The 20570-nt window shown below is 49.3% G+C and carries 19 protein-coding genes and 1 tRNA gene; 7 read left to right on the forward strand and 13 right to left on the reverse strand.

The annotated features are described in order from the left end of the window. Positions 1-220 precede the first annotated feature (220 nt). Both ABDW72_RS02415 and cphA read left to right on the forward strand, forming a co-directional pair. Positions 221-294, forward strand: a tRNA-Cys gene (locus tag ABDW72_RS02415). Positions 295-614: 320 nt separating this feature from the next. After that, positions 615-3245, forward strand: a complete 2631-nt coding sequence (gene cphA, locus ABDW72_RS02420) for a cyanophycin synthetase (protein ID WP_347156859.1) — start codon at positions 615-617, stop codon at positions 3243-3245. 156 nt (positions 3246-3401) lie between these two features. Here the strand turns inward: cphA and ABDW72_RS02425 are convergent, their stop codons facing one another. Beyond that, positions 3402-4343 carry a hypothetical protein gene (locus ABDW72_RS02425; RefSeq protein WP_347156860.1) on the reverse strand — a complete coding sequence of 314 codons (942 nt, stop codon included), beginning with the start codon at positions 4341-4343 and terminating at the stop codon, positions 3402-3404. Between the two features lie 108 nt (positions 4344-4451). On the opposite strand from ABDW72_RS02425, the gene ABDW72_RS02430 reads away from it, so the two are divergent. The 3 genes from ABDW72_RS02430 (at position 4452) to ABDW72_RS02440 (ending at position 6808) form a co-directional block, all read left to right on the forward strand. Beyond that, entirely contained in the window at positions 4452-5045 is a 594-nt protein-coding gene (locus ABDW72_RS02430; RefSeq protein WP_347156861.1) for a methyltransferase, read from the forward strand. Positions 5046-5151: 106 nt separating this feature from the next. Further along, the gene (gene kdsA, locus ABDW72_RS02435) at positions 5152-5961 is read left to right on the forward strand and encodes a 3-deoxy-8-phosphooctulonate synthase (protein WP_347156862.1); all 810 of its coding nucleotides are present in this window, start codon (positions 5152-5154) and stop codon (positions 5959-5961) included. A gap of 73 nt (positions 5962-6034) precedes the next feature. Beyond that, entirely contained in the window at positions 6035-6808 is a 774-nt protein-coding gene (locus ABDW72_RS02440; RefSeq protein ID WP_347156863.1) for a DUF695 domain-containing protein, read from the forward strand. Here ABDW72_RS02440 and ABDW72_RS02445 read toward each other — a convergent pair whose 3' ends face one another. Together ABDW72_RS02445 and apaG are read right to left on the reverse strand one after the other, a co-directional pair. Further along, positions 6809-7594 (reverse strand): O-methyltransferase, encoded by a 786-nt coding sequence (locus ABDW72_RS02445; RefSeq protein ID WP_347156864.1) that lies wholly within the window; start codon positions 7592-7594, stop codon positions 6809-6811. Between the two features lie 93 nt (positions 7595-7687). Further along, a complete protein-coding gene (gene apaG / locus ABDW72_RS02450; RefSeq protein WP_347156865.1) occupies positions 7688-8074 on the reverse strand; it encodes a Co2+/Mg2+ efflux protein ApaG in 387 nt (128 codons plus the stop codon). A 102-nt stretch (positions 8075-8176) separates the two neighbouring features. On the opposite strand from apaG, the gene ung reads away from it, so the two are divergent. Beyond that, positions 8177-8839 (forward strand): uracil-DNA glycosylase, encoded by a 663-nt coding sequence (gene ung, locus ABDW72_RS02455; protein ID WP_347156866.1) that lies wholly within the window; start codon positions 8177-8179, stop codon positions 8837-8839. A gap of 139 nt (positions 8840-8978) precedes the next feature. Here the strand turns inward: ung and lepB are convergent, their stop codons facing one another. From lepB to ABDW72_RS02485, 6 genes are read right to left on the reverse strand one after another with little or no spacing between them, the layout of a single operon-like run. Further along, positions 8979-10085 (reverse strand): signal peptidase I, encoded by a 1107-nt coding sequence (gene lepB / locus ABDW72_RS02460; RefSeq protein WP_347156867.1) that lies wholly within the window; start codon positions 10083-10085, stop codon positions 8979-8981. Positions 10086-10100: 15 nt separating this feature from the next. Next, positions 10101-10817, reverse strand: coding sequence for a 4-hydroxy-tetrahydrodipicolinate reductase (gene dapB / locus ABDW72_RS02465; RefSeq protein WP_347156868.1), 717 nt, complete (start codon positions 10815-10817; stop codon positions 10101-10103). Next, complete coding sequence (locus tag ABDW72_RS02470) at positions 10814-11458, reverse strand: DUF5683 domain-containing protein (protein ID WP_347156869.1); 645 nt, start codon at positions 11456-11458, stop codon at positions 10814-10816. The genes dapB and ABDW72_RS02470 overlap by 4 nt, the downstream gene beginning before the upstream one ends. Positions 11459-11464: 6 nt before the next feature. Further along, entirely contained in the window at positions 11465-12379 is a 915-nt protein-coding gene (locus ABDW72_RS02475) for a ParB/RepB/Spo0J family partition protein (protein ID WP_347156870.1), read from the reverse strand. A 14-nt stretch (positions 12380-12393) separates the two neighbouring features. After that, a complete protein-coding gene (locus ABDW72_RS02480) occupies positions 12394-13176 on the reverse strand; it encodes a ParA family protein (protein ID WP_347156871.1) in 783 nt (260 codons plus the stop codon). 8 nt (positions 13177-13184) lie between these two features. Next, a complete protein-coding gene (locus tag ABDW72_RS02485) occupies positions 13185-13868 on the reverse strand; it encodes a metal-dependent hydrolase (RefSeq protein ID WP_347156872.1) in 684 nt (227 codons plus the stop codon). 87 nt (positions 13869-13955) lie between these two features. On the opposite strand from ABDW72_RS02485, the gene ABDW72_RS02490 reads away from it, so the two are divergent. Further along, positions 13956-15611 (forward strand): ABC transporter substrate-binding protein, encoded by a 1656-nt coding sequence (locus ABDW72_RS02490; protein WP_347156873.1) that lies wholly within the window; start codon positions 13956-13958, stop codon positions 15609-15611. A gap of 22 nt (positions 15612-15633) precedes the next feature. On the opposite strand, the gene ABDW72_RS02495 is transcribed toward ABDW72_RS02490, so the two are convergent. The 4 genes from ABDW72_RS02495 to ABDW72_RS02510 form a co-directional block, all read right to left on the reverse strand. Further along, positions 15634-17286 (reverse strand): beta-N-acetylhexosaminidase, encoded by a 1653-nt coding sequence (locus tag ABDW72_RS02495; protein WP_347156874.1) that lies wholly within the window; start codon positions 17284-17286, stop codon positions 15634-15636. 299 nt (positions 17287-17585) lie between these two features. Beyond that, positions 17586-18380 carry a YsnF/AvaK domain-containing protein gene (locus ABDW72_RS02500; RefSeq protein ID WP_347156875.1) on the reverse strand — a complete coding sequence of 265 codons (795 nt, stop codon included), beginning with the start codon at positions 18378-18380 and terminating at the stop codon, positions 17586-17588. 43 nt (positions 18381-18423) lie between these two features. Beyond that, the gene (locus ABDW72_RS02505; protein WP_347156876.1) at positions 18424-18975 is read right to left on the reverse strand and encodes a YsnF/AvaK domain-containing protein; all 552 of its coding nucleotides are present in this window, start codon (positions 18973-18975) and stop codon (positions 18424-18426) included. Positions 18976-19429: 454 nt separating this feature from the next. Then, positions 19430-20503 (reverse strand): 3-oxoacyl-ACP synthase III family protein, encoded by a 1074-nt coding sequence (locus ABDW72_RS02510; RefSeq protein WP_347157073.1) that lies wholly within the window; start codon positions 20501-20503, stop codon positions 19430-19432. Between the last annotated feature and the right edge of the window lie 67 nt (positions 20504-20570).

Consider the following 20570-nt stretch of genomic DNA (forward strand, 5'->3'; position numbering starts at 1 on the left):
TGTACTAAATGTTGGATCAACTGATCTATAGAGCAAGTATAACCTAAGGCCAGATGCACCGGATTGATTAACCTACGCTGCCCTGCTGCTTTAGGTTCAAACTGCTTTAGGGGCATGTTTGTGTAGCGTGGGTGTCTTTAAAAGCGTGTTTGCAGCAGAAATTTTGATGCGTAAAGTTTGACAAGTATACTTTTCTGCGTATGTTTGCACTCCCAATCACGGTAACGTGGCCGAGTGGCTAGGCTCAGCTCTGCAAAAGCTGCTACAGCGGTTCGAATCCGCTCGTTACCTCCAAAGCTCCTGCTGCACGCAGGAGCTTTTTTTATTTACGGACTTGCTGTTTCTGAGAAGTTCGCCTGTTTATACTTGTGTCAACGTGCTGCTGCCCCTGCGCGGTCTTATCCCCTGTTTTTGGCACTCATAATCTTTTAGCCGCAGTTTTCGTAATCAACATACTTCATAGGTACAGGCATTTTAAAAGAAGCTCCCCTATGGCAGAGCAGTAGGATATTTAGTTGTGAACAAGTGCTGATTAAGTGTTGCAAGCCAGTAACAACTCGCTTATAAAGATCTGAACCTGAGAAAATTGAATAGCTTACCTGAGTAACCAACAGATGAACATCCTAGATTTGCGCATTATGCGCGGGCCAAATTACTGGTCAGTAAAACACCCAAAACTGATTGTACTAAAGCTAGCGCTGGAGGAACTTTCAGGAACCACTACTAACCAAATACCAAATTTTCTGCGCCAGCTCCGCAAGATGTTTCCGGGTATGGAAAACCACCGGGCTGCCCAGGGAGTAAAAGGTGGCTTCTTCAAAGCCGTTGAAGAAGGTATAAGCTTTGGCCATGTGGTGCAGCACATCGCATTGGAACTGCAAACGATGGCAGGCATGGAATGCGGTTACGGTCGCTGCTACCCTGCCAGAGAAGAAGGAACCATGTTTGTGGTGTTCTCTTATCAGGAGGAGCGTGCCGGCGAATATGCCGCTTATGCCGCCTTACGTGTGACAGATGCCCTTATCAAAGGAGAGAAGTACAAGCTGGATGAGGACATCAACCGCCTGCACGAGATCAGGGAAGACGGTTATTTCGGCCCTAGTACGTACGCTATCGTTTCGGAGGCGGTCAGCCGGGGCATCCCGTACATCCGCTTAAACCGCCATTCGTTAATCCAATTAGGGTATGGTGTAAATCAGAAGCGCATCCAGGCCACTATGACCAGTAGCACGGCTTGCTTTGCTGTGGAGATTGCCGGTGACAAAAACGCGACCAAAGACCTGTTGAGTGAAGCGGGCATTCCGGTTCCCAAAGGAACGACGGTTTATGACATGGAGGAGCTGAAAAAGGCCATTCAGTGGCTCGGCTTTCCTATTGTGACTAAACCGCTGGATGGTAATCACGGCAAAGGAGCTACCATCAATATAAAGGATATGAAAACTGCCCAGAAAGGCTTCAACGAAGCCCGAAGGTATTCGCAGGCCGTAATGGTGGAGCAGTATATCCAGGGAAGTGACTTCCGGCTGCTGGTGATTAACGGTAAATTTATAGCTGCTGCCAAGCGTACACCCGCTATGGTAACAGGCGACGGAACTTCCACCATCAAGCAGCTGATAGATGAAAAGAACCGCGATCCCCGACGTGGTTTCGGACACGAAAAAGTGCTCACCCGTATCACAATCGACAAGCATACACGCAGTATTCTCAAAAGTCTCAACCTCGACTCCCGCTCCGTATTGCCGGCAGGGAAGGAGCTCTACCTGAAGAGTACCGCTAATATCAGCACCGGGGGCACCGCTACCGATGTAACCGATTTGCTGGATCCTTATAACATCTTGATGGCTGAGCGCATTGCAGGGTTGATAGGCCTGGATATCTGCGGCATAGATGTCATGACCAGCGATATTGCCATTCCGCTGCATGAAACACGCGGCGCAGTGCTGGAAGTAAATGCTGCTCCAGGTTTCCGGATGCATATTTCGCCGACTGAAGGGTTGGCCCGCAATGTGGCGGAGCCGGTAATTGACATGTTGTTTCCGCACGGCTGCCCGTCGCGGATTCCGATAATTGCGGTAACCGGCACAAACGGAAAGACTACTACCACCCGCCTTATTGCGCACATGGTCAGGCACAAGGGCTACCAGGTAGGCTACACAACCACTGACGGCATTTACATACAGGATAAAATGCTGGAGAAAGGCGATACGACCGGTTCTTATAGTGCGGAGTTCGTGCTCAAAGATCCTACTGTAAATTTTGCCGTATTGGAGTGCGCCCGCGGAGGCTTGCTTCGCTCCGGCCTTGCCTTTGAGCAGTGCGACATCGGCATTGTGACCAACGTGAGCGCCGACCACTTAGGCCTGCGCGACATCCATACTTTAGAGGAACTGGCGCAGGTAAAAGCCGTAATACCCAGAAGCGTGTGCAAAGAAGGATACGCCATTCTGAATGCGGATGATGACCTCGTGTACCCCATGGCCGAAGGATTGAAATGCAAGGTAGCTTTCTTTAGTATGGATGAGGAAAACCCCCGCATCCTGAAGCATATCGCCAAGGGAGGACTGGCAGCTGTATTTGAGAACGGCTTTATCTCTCTTTTCAAAAACAGCTATAAAGTACGCGTAGACCGGGTAGCCGATGTGCCGATTACCTTTGGTGGGAAAGCCAGGTTTAACATCGAAAATGCGCTGGCAGCAACGCTGGCCGGGTATATCTCTCATTTTGAAATAGAGGACATTAAGACAGCGCTCCGAACGTTTATACCTTCTCCAAACAAAACGCCCGGTCGTATGAACCTCTTTAAATTTCCGAACTTTGAGGTGCTGATTGACTATGCACACAATCCCGGGGGCATGCGGGCCGTTGGAGACTTTATGGGGGCGGTAGATGCCTCGCATAAAGTGGGAATTGTTGCCGGAGTCGGCGACCGCCGGACAGAGGATATTTACGAATTGGGCAAAATAGCTGGCGAAGTATTCGATGAAGTCATTATCCGGCTTGATACGGACCTGCGGGGAAAGAAAGCCGAAGAGATCACAACGCCTCTGATACAAGGTATAAAAGACGCCTCAGCAGAAGAGAAGCCGGTGCGACTGATACCGGAAGAGATGCGCGCGATAGCTTATGCCTTGGAGCATGCAGGACCGGGCAGCTTTGTTGCAATTTTTACAGAGGACATCCAGGAAGCTGTTAAGATGGTTGAAAGTTTTAAAGTTATTCAGGACAGGCAAGAGCTTGTTGATTAAGGTTTTACAAATTTAGAGTTATTATATGTGAACGATGGACTAAAGCCCCTTCCGCAGGATTGGGGCTTTTTTTATACTTGCCCCCATCAATCAGCAGCAACAAAAAAGCCCCTGCAACTTGCAGGGGCTTTCTCAATTCAAACAGGTTTCGTGTTACTACTTCAGCGTGAAAGTAGTTTTACCGATCAGAAAGCCGTCTGTATACAACTCAATGGTATGCTGTCCTTTTTTGTAGGCGGCATCTTTATCATATACAAAGCTCAGCTGCTGCTGGGTATTGTCGAATACAAAATCACGCTTGGCGGTGTAGTACATGTTTTCCCCATCAATCTGGAAAGAACCGGAGCCGGTAGCAAGGTTGTACAGGGCCGCGCCATCAGGTTCTATCAGGCGCATGTATACTGTTTTCGGCTCTTTGGCAGCTACATCGTTCTTTGCGAGCTTGAAGACCACCCGGATCTTGTCTACACGCTTAGCCTTGAACTCATTGTCGTTGTCATCTTTCTCCTTACCGCGTTGGTTGATGATATTTACCTGCAGGTCCTGGGCTTCTAAACGGGAAGCAACGCGTACTTTATTAGACAATTCCTGGTTGGAGGTCTTTACTGTGGTGAGGCTGTCCGTCAGTTTATTCTGCGTAGTTTTCAAGTCTGTGTTCTCAGTAAAAAGCACTTCATTGTCTTCCTTCAGTTTGGCAATCTCCTGGTCTTTCTCCTTCAGCTGCTTCTCAAATGTTTGTGCTCTGTCGCGGAAGCGGCGCTGGTCTGCCAGGCTGTAGCTGCTCTTCCGGAAACCGCGCAATTGCAGCAGATCAGCATTGATCGCAGCAATTTTTGTCTCTAACGAATCGTTCTGCAGGCCCATCGCCTGTAATTCCTGGCTCTGCCGTTCGAAGTCTGATTTCAGGGCTTCGTAAATCTTGATCTGGTTTTCCAGTTCACTGTTCTTCACACGAATTACTTCGGCTTGCTCTTCAGTCTTCTCCTTCTTCTGATAATTCATGTAGATCAGGATACCGTTGATGCTGAGGAGGACAAACAAAAGGCCTCCGATCAACAGTTTGCGGTTGCTTCGATTCTCAGGAGTATTCGCTGACATAAGGTATAAGGTTAGGTGTTGCTTTAGTTGTTAACGGTTAAAAATAAATTGGGAAAAGGATATAGGAACGAATCAAATATAAGACATTTGCTCTATAATAATTAAGATATGCATCAAGAATTTAATGCTGCTTACTGGCAGAAGCGGTACCAGGTTGCCCAGACGGGCTGGGATGTTGGAGCTATAACGACACCATTAAAAGATTATTTTGATCAGCTAACGGATAAAAATAAGCGCATCCTGGTGCCGGGTTGTGGCCATGCATATGAGGCAGAATACCTGTACCGGCATGGTTTTGAGCAGGTATATGTAGCCGATATAGCCGAAGCGCCACTGCAGCAGCTGGCAGCGCGCGTTCCGCAGTTCCCAAAGGAGCAGCTGTTGCAGCAGGATTTCTTCACTCTGCAGGGCACGTATGACCTGATAATTGAGCAGACATTTTTTTGTGCGCTACCGCCGGAACTGCGTCCTGCCTATGCCCGGCAATGTGCCAAGCTGCTGGCACCCGGTGGAAAACTAGTGGGTTTGCTGTTCGACACGACATTTGAGCAGGCGGGGCCACCTTTTGGAGGCAGCAAAGCAGAATATGAAATGTACTTTTCCCCATACTTTGATTTCCTGCATTTCGATTCGGCTTATAACTCCATTAAACCCCGGCAGGGGCGGGAACTGTTTATGGTTTTACAGGTAAAGAGCCGCTGAGCATTGGCAGCTCACTTTGGTTTTTGAATTTGAGTATTCAAAATTTATTATTCCCCTCAGATGCCTACCTTTGTAGCGCCGGCAGGCGTCACCAATGTAAAAAACTATGTTCCAGATCCCAAAAATAAAGTATAGCGACACAGGTAACTTTTTTCTGATGGCCGGCCCATGTGCCATTGAAGGCGAAGAGATGGCCATGCAAATCGCTGCCAGGTTAAAAGACATAACCGACAGGTTGCAGATTCCGTGGATATTCAAAGGATCTTACCGCAAAGCCAACCGCTCACGCCTCGACTCATTTACTGGCATCGGAGATGAGAAGGCGCTGCGCATCCTGCAGAAAGTAAGCCAGACCTTTGATGTACCCACTGTAACAGACATTCACGAGACTACTGAGGCCGCTATGGCCGCTGAATATGTGGACGTGCTACAGATTCCAGCCTTCCTGTGTCGGCAGACAGACCTGCTGATTGCTGCTGCCGAAACGGGCAAAGTAGTGAACATTAAAAAAGGCCAGTTTTTATCCGGCGCAGCCATGCGCTTTGCCGTAGATAAAATCCGGGAGTCCGGCAACGACCAGGTTATCCTGACCGACAGAGGCAATAGCTTTGGCTACTCCGATCTGGTGGTGGATTTTCGTAATCTGCCGGAGATGCAGGCGCACCAGGTGCCGGTGGTGATGGACGTTACCCACTCGCTGCAGCAGCCGAATCAGAGCTCAGGCGTAACGGGGGGTAAGCCTGCGCTCATCGAGACGATTGCCAAAGCAGCCATTGCTGTGGGTGCTGATGGGTTGTTCATTGAAACACACCCGCAACCAAGTATAGCCAAATCAGACGGTGCCAACATGCTGCCCCTGGACCAACTGGAAGAACTGTTGCAGAAACTGCTGCGTATTCGCCAAGCCATCCGCTAAGTATATCCTCAGGCACAGATGCACCGTATGCCTTGGCTGCGGTGCATTTTTTATTTAAAGCGTAAGTATAAGTATGAGTAACAACGATTATAGTCCCGCGTGGGAAGTATACTTTTGTCATATTGAGGAGCAGCCGGCTTTTGTCAGCACCGACCTGGGGCTGGTGGAGGTGGCTCCGATGGAAACCAAGCCAAACCTGATAGAGATCGCCGTAGCACTGCAGACCACGGATGAAACCGGTTTTCCGGAAGCAGCGGAATGGGAGATGCTGGAGAAGATTGAGGATGCCGTGGTGCAACTGCTGGAGGAGAAGATGCTGGCTGTTTTTGTTGGCAAAACGTTACATAACGGCAAGCGCGGCTTATACTTTTATGGCGATCAGGTGCTGCAACTGGAAGACTGTGTGGAAGCTGTCAGGCAGAAATTCCCGGAGTATCTAATCGTATCGCAGGCTACCGAAGACGCTGATTGGGAGATATACTTCAACTTCTTATACCCGGATGATGAAAGTATGCAGCGCATTCAGAACACCCATTTGCTGCAGGAACTGGAGGAGCAGGGCGACCAGGCTTTCGTGCCGCGCAACATCACCCATTTTTTATACTTTAAAACAGCAGCCGACCGGCAAGCCATGATACAAGCGGCAGACCGCCAGGGCTACACGCTGGAGAGCGAAGAGGAAGCTCCGGAAGAAGAAGAATACACGTACAAGCTCCTGCTCATGCGGCCGGACAAAGCCGATGACGAAACGATAAATGTAATCACGTTGGAGTTACTGAACCTAGCCCGGCAGTTTAATGGCGAGTATGATGGTTGGGAAGCGCCGGTAATCTCGGAGAACGCCTGATCAGAAAGCTAAAGTAAAATCCTCTTTTAATTGCGTAGTGCGGAAGAAAACAAGCCCGACAGAAAACAGATCGACGGTTTGGCGCACCTGCGGGTGCCTTTTTATGTCCTGCCACGCCCGTTTCATCTCTGCAGACCAGTAAATATCATCTAACACAAAAACGCTATCTGCATGATGTTTCTGCAAACAGGCTTCAAAATAGCGCATGGTAGGAGCGTAGCGGTGGTTGCCATCAAAAAAAACAAAGTCCAGTTGCTGTATTTGCTGCAGTAGCGCCGAAAGGGTGTCATCCAGGTTCCCCTGAATAAGCCGGATATTCTTTAACCCCAGCTTTTGGAAATTTTTCTGTGCTTCCTGAGCAATGTTGGGGCAACCTTCAAATGTATACACCTGGCCCTGCCGTCTTGCTTCAGCCAGGTACGCTGTAGTAAGGCCCAGCGAAGTGCCCAGCTCAACAATGGTTTGGGGCTGAAAATGATTGACCAGACGGAAAAGCAGCTGCCCGTCTTTAGCTGGTTTAGCCGAAGTGCGGGCAATGTCTTTGATACTACGGCTTCGCTGCTGCGCTAACCGGGAGCCAGCTCCAAAGTCGGTAACCTGTAGCGGACGGTTATCCTGTTGCAGCTTCTTCCGCAACGTTTCTACGCGCTTGTAGGCCGGGAAGAGGCCATCGTGGCGAATAACCGTGTTATAAAGGCCAAATATAAAGGGCGAATGGACGCCATGCAGCTTAAATGCGCGTAGCCGGTAGAGCAGGTAATTAGTGGCAATATGGAAGGACGACACAGTTGTTAGGTTGGCAAGCCGAAAGGACCTGGCAGAAGTTGAGCGCAATTATACTTTCTACGCCATCACCTTAGGGCTTCTTCTTTGTTCAGGCTAGTTTAATTTATAAGGCACGATTAGGGTAAACTCCGGGATAGAAGCATTAAACTGTTTGCCATCCACGAGGCGCTCCATCAGGTACGTACCGCGCATCTTGCCCATACCGGTTTTCAGGTTGCACCCCGACACATACTCATGCGACTCCCCGGGTTCTAGGGTGGGTTGCTGGCCTACTACGCCTTCGCCCTCCACTTCGCGCACCACGCCGGTAGAATCGTGTATGTACCAGTGGCGGCGCAAAAGCTTCACCGTAAATTCGCTGTTATTCTCTATCTTTATTTTATAGGCAAAAACAAAGTGCTGCTGCACCGGGCTGGAGTAATCCGGCAGGTAATTGGTGGTTACCGTTACTTTTACACCTTGCGTTGTTTTTGTATCCATGTTTCGTCAGTTTATGTATAAGAAGGAAACCGGCTGCCTTGCCAAATCAGCAGTCGGAGCGATGGTTTCCGGTAAATAAATTTACTTTTCCCATACTAACTCATGACTGTAAAGATAGAAGAAAGCTGGCAAAAAGTGCTACAAGATGAATTTGAAAAGCCGTATTTCAACAAGCTTGTATCTTTTGTTAAAGACGAATACACTTCTCAAAAAGTTTATCCGGCGGGCAATGAGATCTTCAATGCTTTTATGCTCTGTCCGTTCGATAAAGTAAAGGTAGTGATTCTGGGGCAGGACCCGTATCACGGCCCTAAGCAAGCGAACGGACTGGCCTTTTCAGTCAGCAATGATGTACGTATTCCGCCCTCGCTGCACAACATCTTCAAAGAGATCAAGAGTGACCTGGGCAAAGATATGCCGGCTACCGGTAACCTGGAGCGCTGGGCCGAGCAGGGCGTACTGCTGCTGAATGCCACCTTAACAGTGCGGGCGGGTGATGCCGGGTCGCATCAGAAGAAAGGGTGGGAGGAGTTTACGGATGCCGTGGTGCAAAAGGTAAATGAGCTGAAGGAGCACGTAGTCTTTATGCTGTGGGGGGCTTATGCGCAAAAAAAGGGTGCTTTTATAGACGAAAACAAGCACTTGGTGTTAAAAGCTGCGCATCCTTCGCCCTTCGCAGCCGACAGAGGCTTTTTCGGGAGCCGCCACTTTAGCCAAGCCAATAAGTACCTGAAAGCGCATGGCGAGAAACCAATTGACTGGTGAGTACTGCGTTAGCAGGGTAGCTGTTTTATACAGTGAGATTTAAAAAGGAGAAGTATACTTACTTATACTTGTAACTAACAGAAACAACAAAGCCAGGCCTCAAGTCTGGCTTTGTTGTTTCTGTTAGTTACCTACAGTTTTAGTCAATGGTGTTGAACAACCTGTTCCAGCGGATCTTGTGGAGGAAATCGCCTTCCGGATTTACCGACATCCAAATCATTACAGCTTTACCTACAATGTGATCTTTGGGTACATAGCCCCAAAAGCGGGAGTCAAGGGAGTTGTGGCGGTTATCACCCATCATAAAGTAATAGTCCTGCTTAAAGGTATACTGGTTCACTTCTTTACCATCGATGTATAACTTACCATCCTGTACTTTGGCATTGGCGTTGTGCTCGTAGTCAAGTATAACTTTCTCGTAGAAAGGCAGCGTTTGCGGAGTAATCGCTACTGTAGCGCCTTCTTTCGGAATATAGATCGGGCCATAGTTATCTTTGTTCCAGTCATATACGCTAGGCACATGTGGGAAAACTTCTGGATCAGCATTACCCGGCGTATCTTTCTGCAGCACAACATCTTTGATAAAGTTTAGCTGCTTCATTTCTGCTGCCAGTTCAGGGGTGGCGTCCACCAGATAGCCTTCCTGCGTTGGATAAATGTCGTTCAGGTTGATGTTCCGGTCCTGAAAAAACTTCTGGCCAAGCTGCACGGTGGGCACAATCAGGTACTTATACTGCAGCTTTTCCGGGTTATCGATCGGTTTGCCGTTGATGTAGACCTGCATATCCTTTACTTGCAGCGAATCGCCAGGCAAGCCGATGCACCGCTTGATATAATTGGTGCGCAGGTCGGCCGGGTGCTCTGACTCAGGGGGGAAGTTAAATACTACCACATCAAAGCGCTTCACCTCTGAAAAGCCGGGCAGTCGGTGCGATTTCAACTCAATCGCATCCGAATAAGCGGGGATATTGGTGCCCCAGATGGTCTGGTGCGTAAGCGGCACCTGTAGCGGCGTCATGGGCGTACGCGGACCGTAGTGTAGTTTGCTTACAAATAGAAAATCGCCTACCAGCAACGACTTTTCCATCGAAGGGGTAGGGATGGTGTAGGCTTCAAAGGTAGCCCAACGGATCAGGCTGGCCGCAATAACTGCAAACAGGATGGCATCGCCCCATTCGCGCACAAAGCTTTTCTTCTTTTTGGGCTCTTTGGTTTCAGGCTTGCTGCCCATGAATTTTACTTTCATCAGCTTATACTATGATTACAGGTTTAGCATGTCTTTCATGCCGTAGACGCCCCGGCGGCTTGGTAGCCACTCAGCGGCCATGAGCGCACCTGCTGCAAAACCGGCGCGGCTATGTGCCATATGGCTAAGTTCTATGGTATCTACTTCCGAGCGATAAGTAACAATATGTGTGCCTACCACCTCTGGCTCCCGTTCGGAAGTAATATTTAGTTTATTTTTTTCTTCCGGATTATCACTTACCCAGCCTTTCAAGTTCTTGTAAATGCTCAAGATGCCCTCGGCCGCCGTAATGCCTGTACCGCTGGGCTTGTCCACTTTCTGCAAGTGGTGTACCTCCTTTATCCCTACCTCATACGCCGGATACGCCTGCATTTTGCTGGCAATGTACTCATTAAAATGGAAGAACAGGTTAACCCCTACACTAAAGTTAGAAGCATAGAAAAAAGCCCCCTGGTGCTGCTCACAAAGTATAACCGCTTCCTGAAAACGGTTCAGCCAGCCTGTTGAACCCACCACAACGGGTATCTGCTGCTGCAGGCAGTAAGCAATGTTGCCAAAAGCAGCTTCAGGATGCGTAAATTCAATGGCAACATCTACTTGGGCTGCTGTATACTGTTGCAGTTCCTCCGCATTGGTGTGGTCTACGATACCGGCAATCTGGTGGCCTTTAGCCAAAGCCATTTGCTCAATGGTCTTCCCCATTTTGCCGTAACCGATCAATAAGATTCTCATTCTTTGGTCTTTGGATTGATGTTGTAGAGGGTGAGGGTTACCCCGGGCGTATAGCTGGCCAGTTGTGGCACACGCAACAGGTCGGGCTGCACGCGCAGGCTCAGGTCATCACTGATGTCAAACTGCTTCATATGGGCGTGCACATACGCTTCCGCTATCTGCAGCCCGTATGCTCCGATAGAGAGCAGAATGGTTAGATCGCGGTTACGGCGATAAAAATCGCGGCTATAGCGCAGATTCTTAGTTCCTCGGGGGGTATTGATGCCATAGATCGGATCATTGATATACCTATCTGACGAGTCAGCTCTTTGGATAGTTGCTTTCCGGAAATCCTGGTATTTGTTGTTGTTATCAATCCAGTAGTAGCCCAGCACAGCTGCAGTAGCGTAAATAATGGGCAGCTTCCAGTAGCTTTTGTTGTAGATCTGGCCGCCACCCGGAAAAACTGCAGAGAAGAAGGCTGCTTTCGCAGGCTTGTCCCAACGGCTCAGGAAAAAGCCTTCGTGCAGGTTCAGCGTGTCCGATACCGGCACCACCACAGAATCCAGACCCTCGGTTATGAGCTGCCCAAAAGCGGGAGCAGCGGTAAAGTATAAAGTTATACTTAGCAATAAAGCCGTGGCACCGATCGTCAGCCTCATTTTAGCCTAGTAGTTTAGTATTTCCAGAATTCGGTTCAACTCATCCACCGACACAAATGGTATCTTGATCTCTCCCTTGCCGTCATTATTCGCCTTTACCAGTATTTTCGTGCCGAACTGGGAAGAAAGCTTGGTTTCCACCCCCTTGAGCTCCTCGTCATACTTGTTAAACTGAAGCTTCTGCTGCGGGTCGGGCTTCTTGCCGGCGTTCTGCAGGTTGCGCACCAGTTCTTCCACCTTGCGCACTGATAACTCCTTCGCTACCACTTCCTTAAACACGTCCAGTTGTTTTTCTACTGTATCAATGTTAATCAGGGCGCGGGCATGCCCCATGGTAATGAGGTTGTCGCGTAAAGCGATCTGTATATCCGGCGGCAATTTAAGCAGGCGCAGGTAGTTGGTAACCGTTGTACGCTTTTTACCCACGCGGTCGCCGAGTTCTTCCTGCTTCAGACTGCATTCTGTAAGCAGGCGCTGGTAGGAGAGGGCGATCTCAATAGCATTCAGGTTTTCGCGTTGAATGTTCTCGATCAGCGCCATTTCCAGCATCTGCTGGTCGTCGGCCTTGCGGATGTAAGCGGGTATCACCGTGAGGCCGGCAATTTTAGCGGCCTGGTAACGGCGTTCGCCCGATATCAGCTGGTAGCTGTTCTCCTCCAGCCGTCGTACGGTAATGGGTTGTATGATGCCCTGTATTTTGATGGACTCAGCCAGTTCTTCCAGCGCGGCCTGGTCAAAATGGGTACGCGGCTGGTAAGGGTTCGTCTGGATCTGATCAATAGCTATGTCTGCGATGGTATTGACAGTGTTTAGAGTTTCAGAATCGATTTTGCCGGTATACTTGTTTCCCTCCAGCAGCGAGTTAAGGCCTCTGCCAAGGCCGCCTTTGCGTTTTGCAGCAGAATTCTTGTTATCAGACATGTACCAGGTTAAAATTATTTTGCCAGTGCAACGCTGTTCTTCTCAGCGATCTCGCGGGCAAGGTTCAGGTAGCTCAGGGCACCCTTGCTCTCTGCATCATGCAGCAGGGCCGGTATGCCAAAGCTAGGTGACTCGCTCAACTTCACATTCCGGGGGATAATGGTATCGAACACCATCTGCTGGAAGTGCGTTTTCACTTCTTCCACCACCTGGTTGCTCAGGCGCAGGCGCACATCATACATCGTCAGCAGGATGCCCTCTATAGAAAGCTCAGGGTTCAGGCGCGACTGAATGATCTTGATGGTATTGAGCAGCTTGCCAAGACCTTCCAAGGCAAAGTACTCGCACTGCACCGGAATTGCGACAGAATCAGCAGCGGTCAGGGAGTTGACCGTGATCAGGCCCAGTGAGGGCGAGCAGTCGATGATGATGTAATCATACTGCTGTTTAAGGCTGCTGAGCGCTACCCGCATCTTTTCCTCCCGGTTGGGCAGGTTGATCATCTCTACCTCTGCGCCTACCAGGTCGATATGCGAGGGGATAAGATCGAGGTAATCAATGGAGGGGGACTTCAGGATAATGTCTGCTGCGTTCACATCCTCAACCATGCACTCGTAGATGCTGCTGGTAATGGTCGCGGGGTCAAAGCCCAGCCCCGAGGTGGCATTGGCCTGTGGGTCCGCGTCTACCAGAAGCGTTTTATATTCCAGCGCTGCCAGGCTAGCTGCCAGGTTAATGGCAGTAGTGGTCTTTCCAACTCCACCTTTCTGGTTGGCAACCGCAATTATTTTTCCCATTCTTGACGTTATAGGTTTATAGTTTGACCTATCTCCATTAAAATTAGTTCCTTACCAGCCATTTGTGCTACTTCTTTCACCTCCTGCTTATCAATTTCGATGTAGGGGAAAGTATCATAGTGCATACCGATTACGCGGTCTACCTGCACAAAGTCAGCGGCAACCAGGGCATCGTGGATGTCCATGGTAAAGTTATCTCCGATCGGTAGTAATGCAAAGTCCAGGTCAAACTGCTCCGGAATGAGCTTCATGTCGTAGGTGAGGGCCGTATCGCCGGCAAAGTAAAACGCCTGGTTCTCTGTTTCGATCACAAAGCCCGTGGCCACACCGCCGTATGAACCGTCCGGCATGGAACTGGAGTGTATGGCTGTCACCATTTTAACGGTGCCGAATGGAAGCGTTACTTTACCGCCGGGGTTTAGCGGGCGCGTGTTCTGCAGGCCTTTGTTGCTGAACCAGTTCGCCACCTCAAAGTTTGCCACAATGGTGCAGTTATTGTTATTGCGGGCGATCTGCTCGACATCATGCACGTGGTCCTGGTGGCCGTGAGAGAGCAGGATAAAATCTGCTTTGATGCCATCTACATCAATGTCCTTGGCCAGCTCGTTAGGTGAAATAAACGGATCGAATAGAACCCGGTTTTCTCCTATCTGGAATAGGAAACACGACTGTCCATAGTATGTTATTTGCATATTGTTGCTAGTTTAGTACTTTCCCTACGGCCCGCTTCTGCAGGCATAGGCATTCACAAAGATACATTTTTTTAGCCATTTTAGCTGATGCATTTCAGAACACAGCGCGTATTTTTATCCACACTTCTGGTCCTGCTTGCCGCCTGCTCTGGCGCAGATAACAGAGGAACGGAAAAGAAAGTGTTTCGGTATAATCAGCCCGAAGCACTTACCTCTTTAGACCCTGCTTTTGCCCGGAATCAGGCCAACATCTGGGCCACAACACAGCTCTACAACGGCCTGGTTGAATTGAATGAAAACCTGGAAACCGGCCCGGCGATCGCCAAAAGCTGGGACATATCGGAAGACGGCCGCACGTATACTTTCCATCTGAGAAATGATGTATACTTTCATGATAGCAAGGTTTTCAAGGACGGCAAAGGGCGTAAAGTTACAGCGCAGGATTTTGCCTATAGTTTCAGGCGCATTGTAGATCCTGCTACTGCCAGCACGGGCGCCTGGGTATTTAACGACAAGGTATTGCGCAATGCTGTTGGCGGAATATCAGATACTGCTTTTCAGGCTGTTAACGACAGCACTTTCAATATATACCTGAACCAGCCGTTCATCGCTTTTATGGAGATTCTGACGATGCCGTATGCCTATGTGGTACCGCAGGAGGCTGTGGAGAAGTACGGCAAGGACTTCCGCGCACACCCGGTGGGCACCGGCCCTTTTCAGTTTGAGTTGTGGGATGAAGACAATGCTATTGTGCTGCACCGCAATCCCCGCTACTGGAAACGGGATAAGTTGGGGCAGCAGCTGCCATATTTAGATGCAGTGCAGATCTCGTTCATCACTGATAACAAGTCTGCCTTTCTGACCTTTATGCAGGGCAAGCTCGATTTTCTGTCTGGTATAAAAGAAGGCTCCCGCGACATGATCCTGAACAACGACGGCACCGTGCAGGATGACTTTAAAGATAAGTTTACAGTACAAAAAGTGCCTTACCTGAACACCGAGTACATCGGCTTTCAGCTGGACCCGACGAACCTGCAAAATCCAAATCCGGCACTGCAGGACAAACGTGTACGCAAGGCCCTGAACTATGCGCTGAATAAAAAAGAGATGATCGCTTACTTCCGCAACAACATTGGTATACCCGGTCATTCCGGCATGGTGCCGCCTTCGCTACCCTCTTACAACGACAGCCTGGTGCGCGGGTACAGCTATGATCCCGAACGAGCGGTCGTCCTGCTGCAGGAGGCCGGATACTCCGCGCAGCATCCATTGCAGTTGCGCCTGAGCACCGTGCAGGAAGACAAAGAACAGGCTGAGTATATGCAGAAGAAGTGGGCGGAAGTAGGAGTACAGGTGCAGATCGACATCAACCAGGCACCCGCGCATCAGGAAACAGTGGACAATGGGCGGGCACCCTTCTTTCGTAAATCCTGGCTGGGTGACTACCCGGATGCCGAAAACTACCTGGCACTGTTCTACAGCAAAAACTTCTCGCCGGCAGGGCCTAATAAAACGCATTTTAAGAACGCCCGGTTCGACAGCCTATACGAGCAGGCCAAACTGGAGCGCGATAACCAAAAGCGCTGGCGCCTCTACCAGCAAATGGATCAGATTGTAGTAGACGAGTGCCCGGTGATCGTTCTTTTTTACGACGAAGTTATCCGCCTGACGCAGAACAACATCAAAGGCCTGGAGGCGAATCCCATGAACACGCTGAAGCTGGAGCATGTCCGCAAAGAGTAAGCATACCTGCTGTTCTATGGTCTTACTTAGCGGGAGCTTTGCTGGTAACGGTCCAGTCGGCATACATGTGGCAATAAGCACTGCCCCAGTACTTATACCGTGGGATGATGTTCTGTGCCAGGCGCCGCTTAAAGTCAGCGAAATCTTTTTGGCTGGGGGCCGACCACAAGGCTTCGCTTAGTGCCGTCATTCGCGGAAAGATCATGTATTCTACCTTGGCCGGCGAAGCCATGTATTCGGTCCATACATTAGCCTGTGCACCCAATATATACTTTGCTTCGGGCTTGCCCTTCAAGGACTGCGGAACAGGGGTAAAGGCATACACGGCATCCAACGGGTTATACCCATGTATGGCCAGGCTGTCGTTCGGATCCAGGGTCTGGTAGTTATCAAAGTATAAGGGTTTGCTGGGCGTCATGATTACATAATGATGGGCCATAGCAGCAGCAACAGCTTCTTTATCACCTGCCCAGTCCATGACCACAGTCGAGGAGTCCAGATGACCTTCCAGGAGTTCATGCCAACCAATTACTTTTTTGCCCTGTTGCGCCAGGTAGCCGGAAACCTGCTCCACAAAGTATGTCTGCAGGCCCTTTTCATCTTTTAGGTTGTGTTTCTGGATAAATTCCTGTGCCTGCGGGCTCGCTTTCCACCACATCTTACTGCATTCATCTCCACCGATATGAATATAAGGAGAAGGAAAAAGGCCCGCTACTTCGGCAAAAACTCCTTTCAGAAATTCAAAAGTTTCCGGACGGGGAGCCAGCACGTTGTTCTGCCGGTTATACATGCCCCACGTGGTAGCTACCTGCCAGGTTGTGTCGGGGCGGGTGCTCAGTTCAGGGTAAGCAGCGATAATGGCCCGGCTGTGGCCCGGAATATCGAGCTCCGGTATAATGGTAATACCCCGAACAGCAGCATAGGCAATGATATCTTTGATCTGCTCCTGCGTATAGTAGCCCCCATAGCGGGTAGAATCGTAGCGGACAGGTTTATCGTTGAAGTGGCCGATGAGCGTAGCCTTGCGCCAGGAGCCGATCGTGTTCAGCTTCGGATATTTTTTGCTTTCAATGCGCCAGCCCTGGTCGTCGGTTAGGTGCCAATGAAAGGTGTTAAACTTGTGAAAGGTAAGGTAATCAATGTACTTCTTAATAAAAGCTACCGGAAAGATGTGCCGGCTAACATCCAGGTGCATGCCACGGTAGGCAAATTGCGGAAAGTCCACGATCTGCACCGGCTCCACCTGTAGGCTGCTGGTCTGCTCCAATGGCAGCAGTTGCAGCAGTGTCTGAATGCCATAGACTATGCCGTTTATACTTCGGGCCTTTATCGTTACGGCTCCCTGGCCGGCCTGCAGCAGGTACATCTCTTTTTTTGTAACGGAAACAGTGTCCTGCTCCAAGTAGATACCGTCTTTCGGCGCAGTGCCATTTACCGGAAGTAGAGGCAACCGTAAGCCGGTTTGTGCCTGCAGTTGCTGCTGCAAGTACGCTGCCTGTGGTTTATACATGGCATCATAAAAGATGCGGCTTTTAATGTTGAGCTTTACGGGCTTACCCGGAAGCGTTTTGACCTGATAGGGTTTGGGTATGATATTAGCAGCATCTTGTGCCTGCAAGCGGTAAGGGAGGAAGAAAAGGAGCAGGGCTGCCAGTAAGATGTTCCGGTATTTCATACAAGTTGTAAGTAAAAGGAGAATAATTTTCGGGAAGTAAACAATCGTTAATTTCAAGCCTAAACGGTAGCAAGTTAAGGCAAAACGCTGAATTAATGAATTAAAGCAGCTGTAGGAGGTATAGGCAAACAGTTCATCCGCTCGGAAAACAGTGCAAGTATACAGTATAGGATGAATGCCTTTAAGTTTAGGGATAGTGCGGCCATTACATTACCATATTGGGGCGACAAAAAAAGGGCAGCCGTATTAACAGCTGCCCTTTTGTATTCCGAAGAGTTTTTACGCTCTTAGCTATCCAATTAAATATCGCGCTTGTTACGCATATCATCACGTTGGTCTTTTAACTTATCGATTTCAACGTCCTGCTTGCGTTCCGTACCACGAATGGTTTCATCACGCTCATTGGTTTCTTTGTTGAGTCGTACTTCTTCCACTACACGTGCCTCTTTGTTAACGACAGGCACCTCTGCGTGTTCTGTCATGGTGATCTCTGCGTCTTTGAAGCCGGCCAGGTCCTTCTCATTCGCCGGACGGTTTACCGGGCGACGTTCTACGTTTACGTGTTCTTCACGCAGGCGCAGATGCTCTTCAACCGGGCGCTCCACAATACGGCTTCGCAACTGTACGCCACCGGTTTCTACTTCACGTTTGCCTACCTGTAATTTTTCTTCTACCACAGGTATGGCTGCATTAGAGTTGATCCACTTGGCCCTGTTTTCCTTCGGAACGCTGCGGTATTTCTCCGCCCTGTCGTTCACGTCAATGGCACCACACTTGTCCAGCATTTCAGCTGCGCGCTTTGCCTGATCTTTTGAATCTGCGTGTACTGTTAATACAGCACCGTGCTTTGCCACTTCTGCATACTTGCTGGACTCATCACGGTCGTTAAACAGGGAACCGAAAAAGTTCTCTGTTCCTTGTTCATTTTTAGCGTCCGGAGTATTGCGCAACTCTGCATTAGCTGCTCGTTCCTGAGCGCCATTTACGGCAAGATCAATGTTATTATCAGGGATGCCACTCTTCATTAACTGTTGTGCGGCCATCTGTGCGTCTACTCCATAATCGAAAATTCCTATTACTGTCTGTTTTTCCATAGTTTTAATTAGCTTAGTGTTACAAATTACACAAGTCTGGTTTTCAGACTTGGTTTACAAAATCCGTGTCGTTTGTTTCCCGATTGACATCGATTTCTTCGCGGCGAACGGACACCTGCTGCTGTTCGTGTGTTCGCACAATGCGTTTGGTTACGTGCAGTTCTTCCACTAAAATAAGGCGTTTAACAACCACTGCCTCTTCCCGCATTACGGGAATAATAGTGGTATCACCTTCATAGCGTACTTCAGGGGCGGATTCCACATAGCGATTTACCGCCACCCGCTCCACGTCAATTTCTTCATGAGCGGTAGGAACGTCTACTATCTCCTCAGCAGTATGTACTCTTTTAGAGATGTGTACCCTGCCTGTTTCCACCGTCTGCTTGCTTACGTTTACCTGCTCTTCAATTACCGGAATAACCTCCGTTTCTCTAGGGCTTGTCGCGGCAGAAGCTGCAGGAGCCGGCTTGGCAGCAGTGTTTACTGCATCAGGAACAACCTGCTCATCAGCCGGTATACGTGCCTGCTTTTCGGCCATACTCTCGCGGAGCTTCTGGTCGAATTCTGATTGTATTTTATCTGATGGTTTGCTCATTTTCTTAATTTATTGCCATATTGAAATATAGCTTTTCCGTGTGCGGGCTACTGAAAGCCTTCTCTAATTTGTACGGGTGTGAGAGCTATACGTTTAAAATAATCTAAATTTGTAGGAGCACCCGGCCTGACCTGTTGGGTAACTTAAGGGCCGGCACAAGCTATGCTGAATAAATTGCCTGATAGCACATTTAGGTAGCCCTATAGTATAACAGGAGAATAGTTATACTTGACACGGAAAGCATGCAGGCACGCGGAAGCGGATAGTAAACAGGCAGCTGAGGAATCGACTGCTGTGAGAAAGAGATGGGCAGGAGAAAACATCAGTTAGCCCCAAATTAAGCCGGCCCCATCTGCTCCCGCTTATCAGAATAGCGGGAGCAGATGGGGCCGGAGCTGTTACCTTAATGAGCTTATCAGTAAAGCGCTACTAAAAAGGCGCTATAAGTATGACTTTATACGCGGTAGCAAATGGCATTGATGTTCATACCTGCTCCAACAGAGGCAAACAGCACAACATCTCCCGGCTGTAGCTCATGCTTGTCGTCTTTTCCTTTGTTCACAAGATCGTACAAGGTGGGAATGGTAGCTACCGAACTGTTGCCCAGGTAATGAATGCTCATCGGCATAATATCTTCCGGAATATCCCGCGTGCCGTATAGCTTATAGAAGGCCTGTACCATTCCTTCATCCATTTTTTCGTTTGCCTGGTGCAGGAAAATCTTTTTCAGGTCTGTTATACCTATGCCGCATTTATCCAGGCAACACTTCATGGCTTCTGGCACCATTTTAATAGCGTATTCATACACCTTGCGGCCTTTCATCTTGATGTATCGTACATCAGGGTCACTGTCAGGAGAGTAGGACTTGTCCATGTTGATGAAATAAGCCTCATCATTGCTGTGGCTGAGAGCACTACTGGCCAGGATGCCGCTACCTTCTTGTTCTGCTTCTTTGTACTCCACCACCGTAGCACCAGCTCCGTCACTAAAAATCATGCTATCTCTGTCGTAATCATCAATGACGCGCGACAGTGTCTCTGCACCAATTACCAATGCTCTTTTGGCGATCCCTGCTTTAAAAAAAGCATCTACCTGTATCAGCGCCTGTATCCAGCCCGGGCAGCCAAAAAGAATATCATAAGCAACGCAATTCGGGTTCTTGATCTGCAGGTTGTGCTTTACGCGGCTGGCCAGCGACGGCACGGCATCCGATTGAATGGTGCCTTTGATCACATCACCAAAATTATGCGCAACTACCAGCACATCTAGTGTTTCGGGGTCGATGCCACTATCCTTCAGGGCCTGCTCGGCTGCGATCGTGGCGATGTCGGAAGTGGTGAGGTGTGGGGCTGCATACCGCCGTTCTGCAATGCCGGTGATCTTCTTGAACTTCTCTACTATTACTTCAGCAGGGGAGTCAATCGGTGCGGCGCTCTCTGTGTAAAAGCTATTAGCCGTAAACTCCTGGTTCTTTTTTACTTCGGTTGGTATATAGCTTCCTGTTCCGATAATTACGGTACGCCACATGGTCATATGTCTGTTAATGATGTTCTTGATATAAGTATAACTACGTTCCGGAACTTCGGGAGCCCCT

Origin of the sequence: Pontibacter chitinilyticus (assembly GCF_039748935.1) — a bacterium.
GTDB classification, from domain to species: domain Bacteria; phylum Bacteroidota; class Bacteroidia; order Cytophagales; family Hymenobacteraceae; genus Pontibacter; species Pontibacter chitinilyticus.

Excerpts from the sequence above, each read along its gene's own strand:
- cphA (WP_347156859.1), top strand. The coding sequence starts at position 615 with ATGAACATCCTAGATTTGCGCATTATGCGCGGGCCAAATTACTGGTCA.
- ABDW72_RS02425 (WP_347156860.1), bottom strand. The coding sequence starts at position 4,343 with ATGTCAGCGAATACTCCTGAGAATCGAAGCAACCGCAAACTGTTGATC.
- ABDW72_RS02430 (WP_347156861.1), top strand. The coding sequence starts at position 4,452 with ATGCATCAAGAATTTAATGCTGCTTACTGGCAGAAGCGGTACCAGGTT.
- kdsA (WP_347156862.1), top strand. The coding sequence starts at position 5,152 with ATGTTCCAGATCCCAAAAATAAAGTATAGCGACACAGGTAACTTTTTT.
- ABDW72_RS02440 (WP_347156863.1), top strand. The coding sequence starts at position 6,035 with ATGAGTAACAACGATTATAGTCCCGCGTGGGAAGTATACTTTTGTCAT.
- apaG (WP_347156865.1), bottom strand. The coding sequence starts at position 8,074 with ATGGATACAAAAACAACGCAAGGTGTAAAAGTAACGGTAACCACCAAT.
- ung (WP_347156866.1), top strand. The coding sequence starts at position 8,177 with ATGACTGTAAAGATAGAAGAAAGCTGGCAAAAAGTGCTACAAGATGAA.
- lepB (WP_347156867.1), bottom strand. The coding sequence starts at position 10,085 with ATGAAAGTAAAATTCATGGGCAGCAAGCCTGAAACCAAAGAGCCCAAA.
- dapB (WP_347156868.1), bottom strand. The coding sequence starts at position 10,817 with ATGAGAATCTTATTGATCGGTTACGGCAAAATGGGGAAGACCATTGAG.
- ABDW72_RS02470 (WP_347156869.1), bottom strand. The coding sequence starts at position 11,458 with ATGAGGCTGACGATCGGTGCCACGGCTTTATTGCTAAGTATAACTTTA.
- ABDW72_RS02475 (WP_347156870.1), bottom strand. The coding sequence starts at position 12,379 with ATGTCTGATAACAAGAATTCTGCTGCAAAACGCAAAGGCGGCCTTGGC.
- ABDW72_RS02480 (WP_347156871.1), bottom strand. The coding sequence starts at position 13,176 with ATGGGAAAAATAATTGCGGTTGCCAACCAGAAAGGTGGAGTTGGAAAG.
- ABDW72_RS02485 (WP_347156872.1), bottom strand. The coding sequence starts at position 13,868 with ATGCAAATAACATACTATGGACAGTCGTGTTTCCTATTCCAGATAGGA.
- ABDW72_RS02490 (WP_347156873.1), top strand. The coding sequence starts at position 13,956 with ATGCATTTCAGAACACAGCGCGTATTTTTATCCACACTTCTGGTCCTG.
- ABDW72_RS02495 (WP_347156874.1), bottom strand. The coding sequence starts at position 17,286 with ATGAAATACCGGAACATCTTACTGGCAGCCCTGCTCCTTTTCTTCCTC.
- ABDW72_RS02500 (WP_347156875.1), bottom strand. The coding sequence starts at position 18,380 with ATGGAAAAACAGACAGTAATAGGAATTTTCGATTATGGAGTAGACGCA.
- ABDW72_RS02505 (WP_347156876.1), bottom strand. The coding sequence starts at position 18,975 with ATGAGCAAACCATCAGATAAAATACAATCAGAATTCGACCAGAAGCTC.
- ABDW72_RS02510 (WP_347157073.1), bottom strand. The coding sequence starts at position 20,503 with ATGTGGCGTACCGTAATTATCGGAACAGGAAGCTATATACCAACCGAA.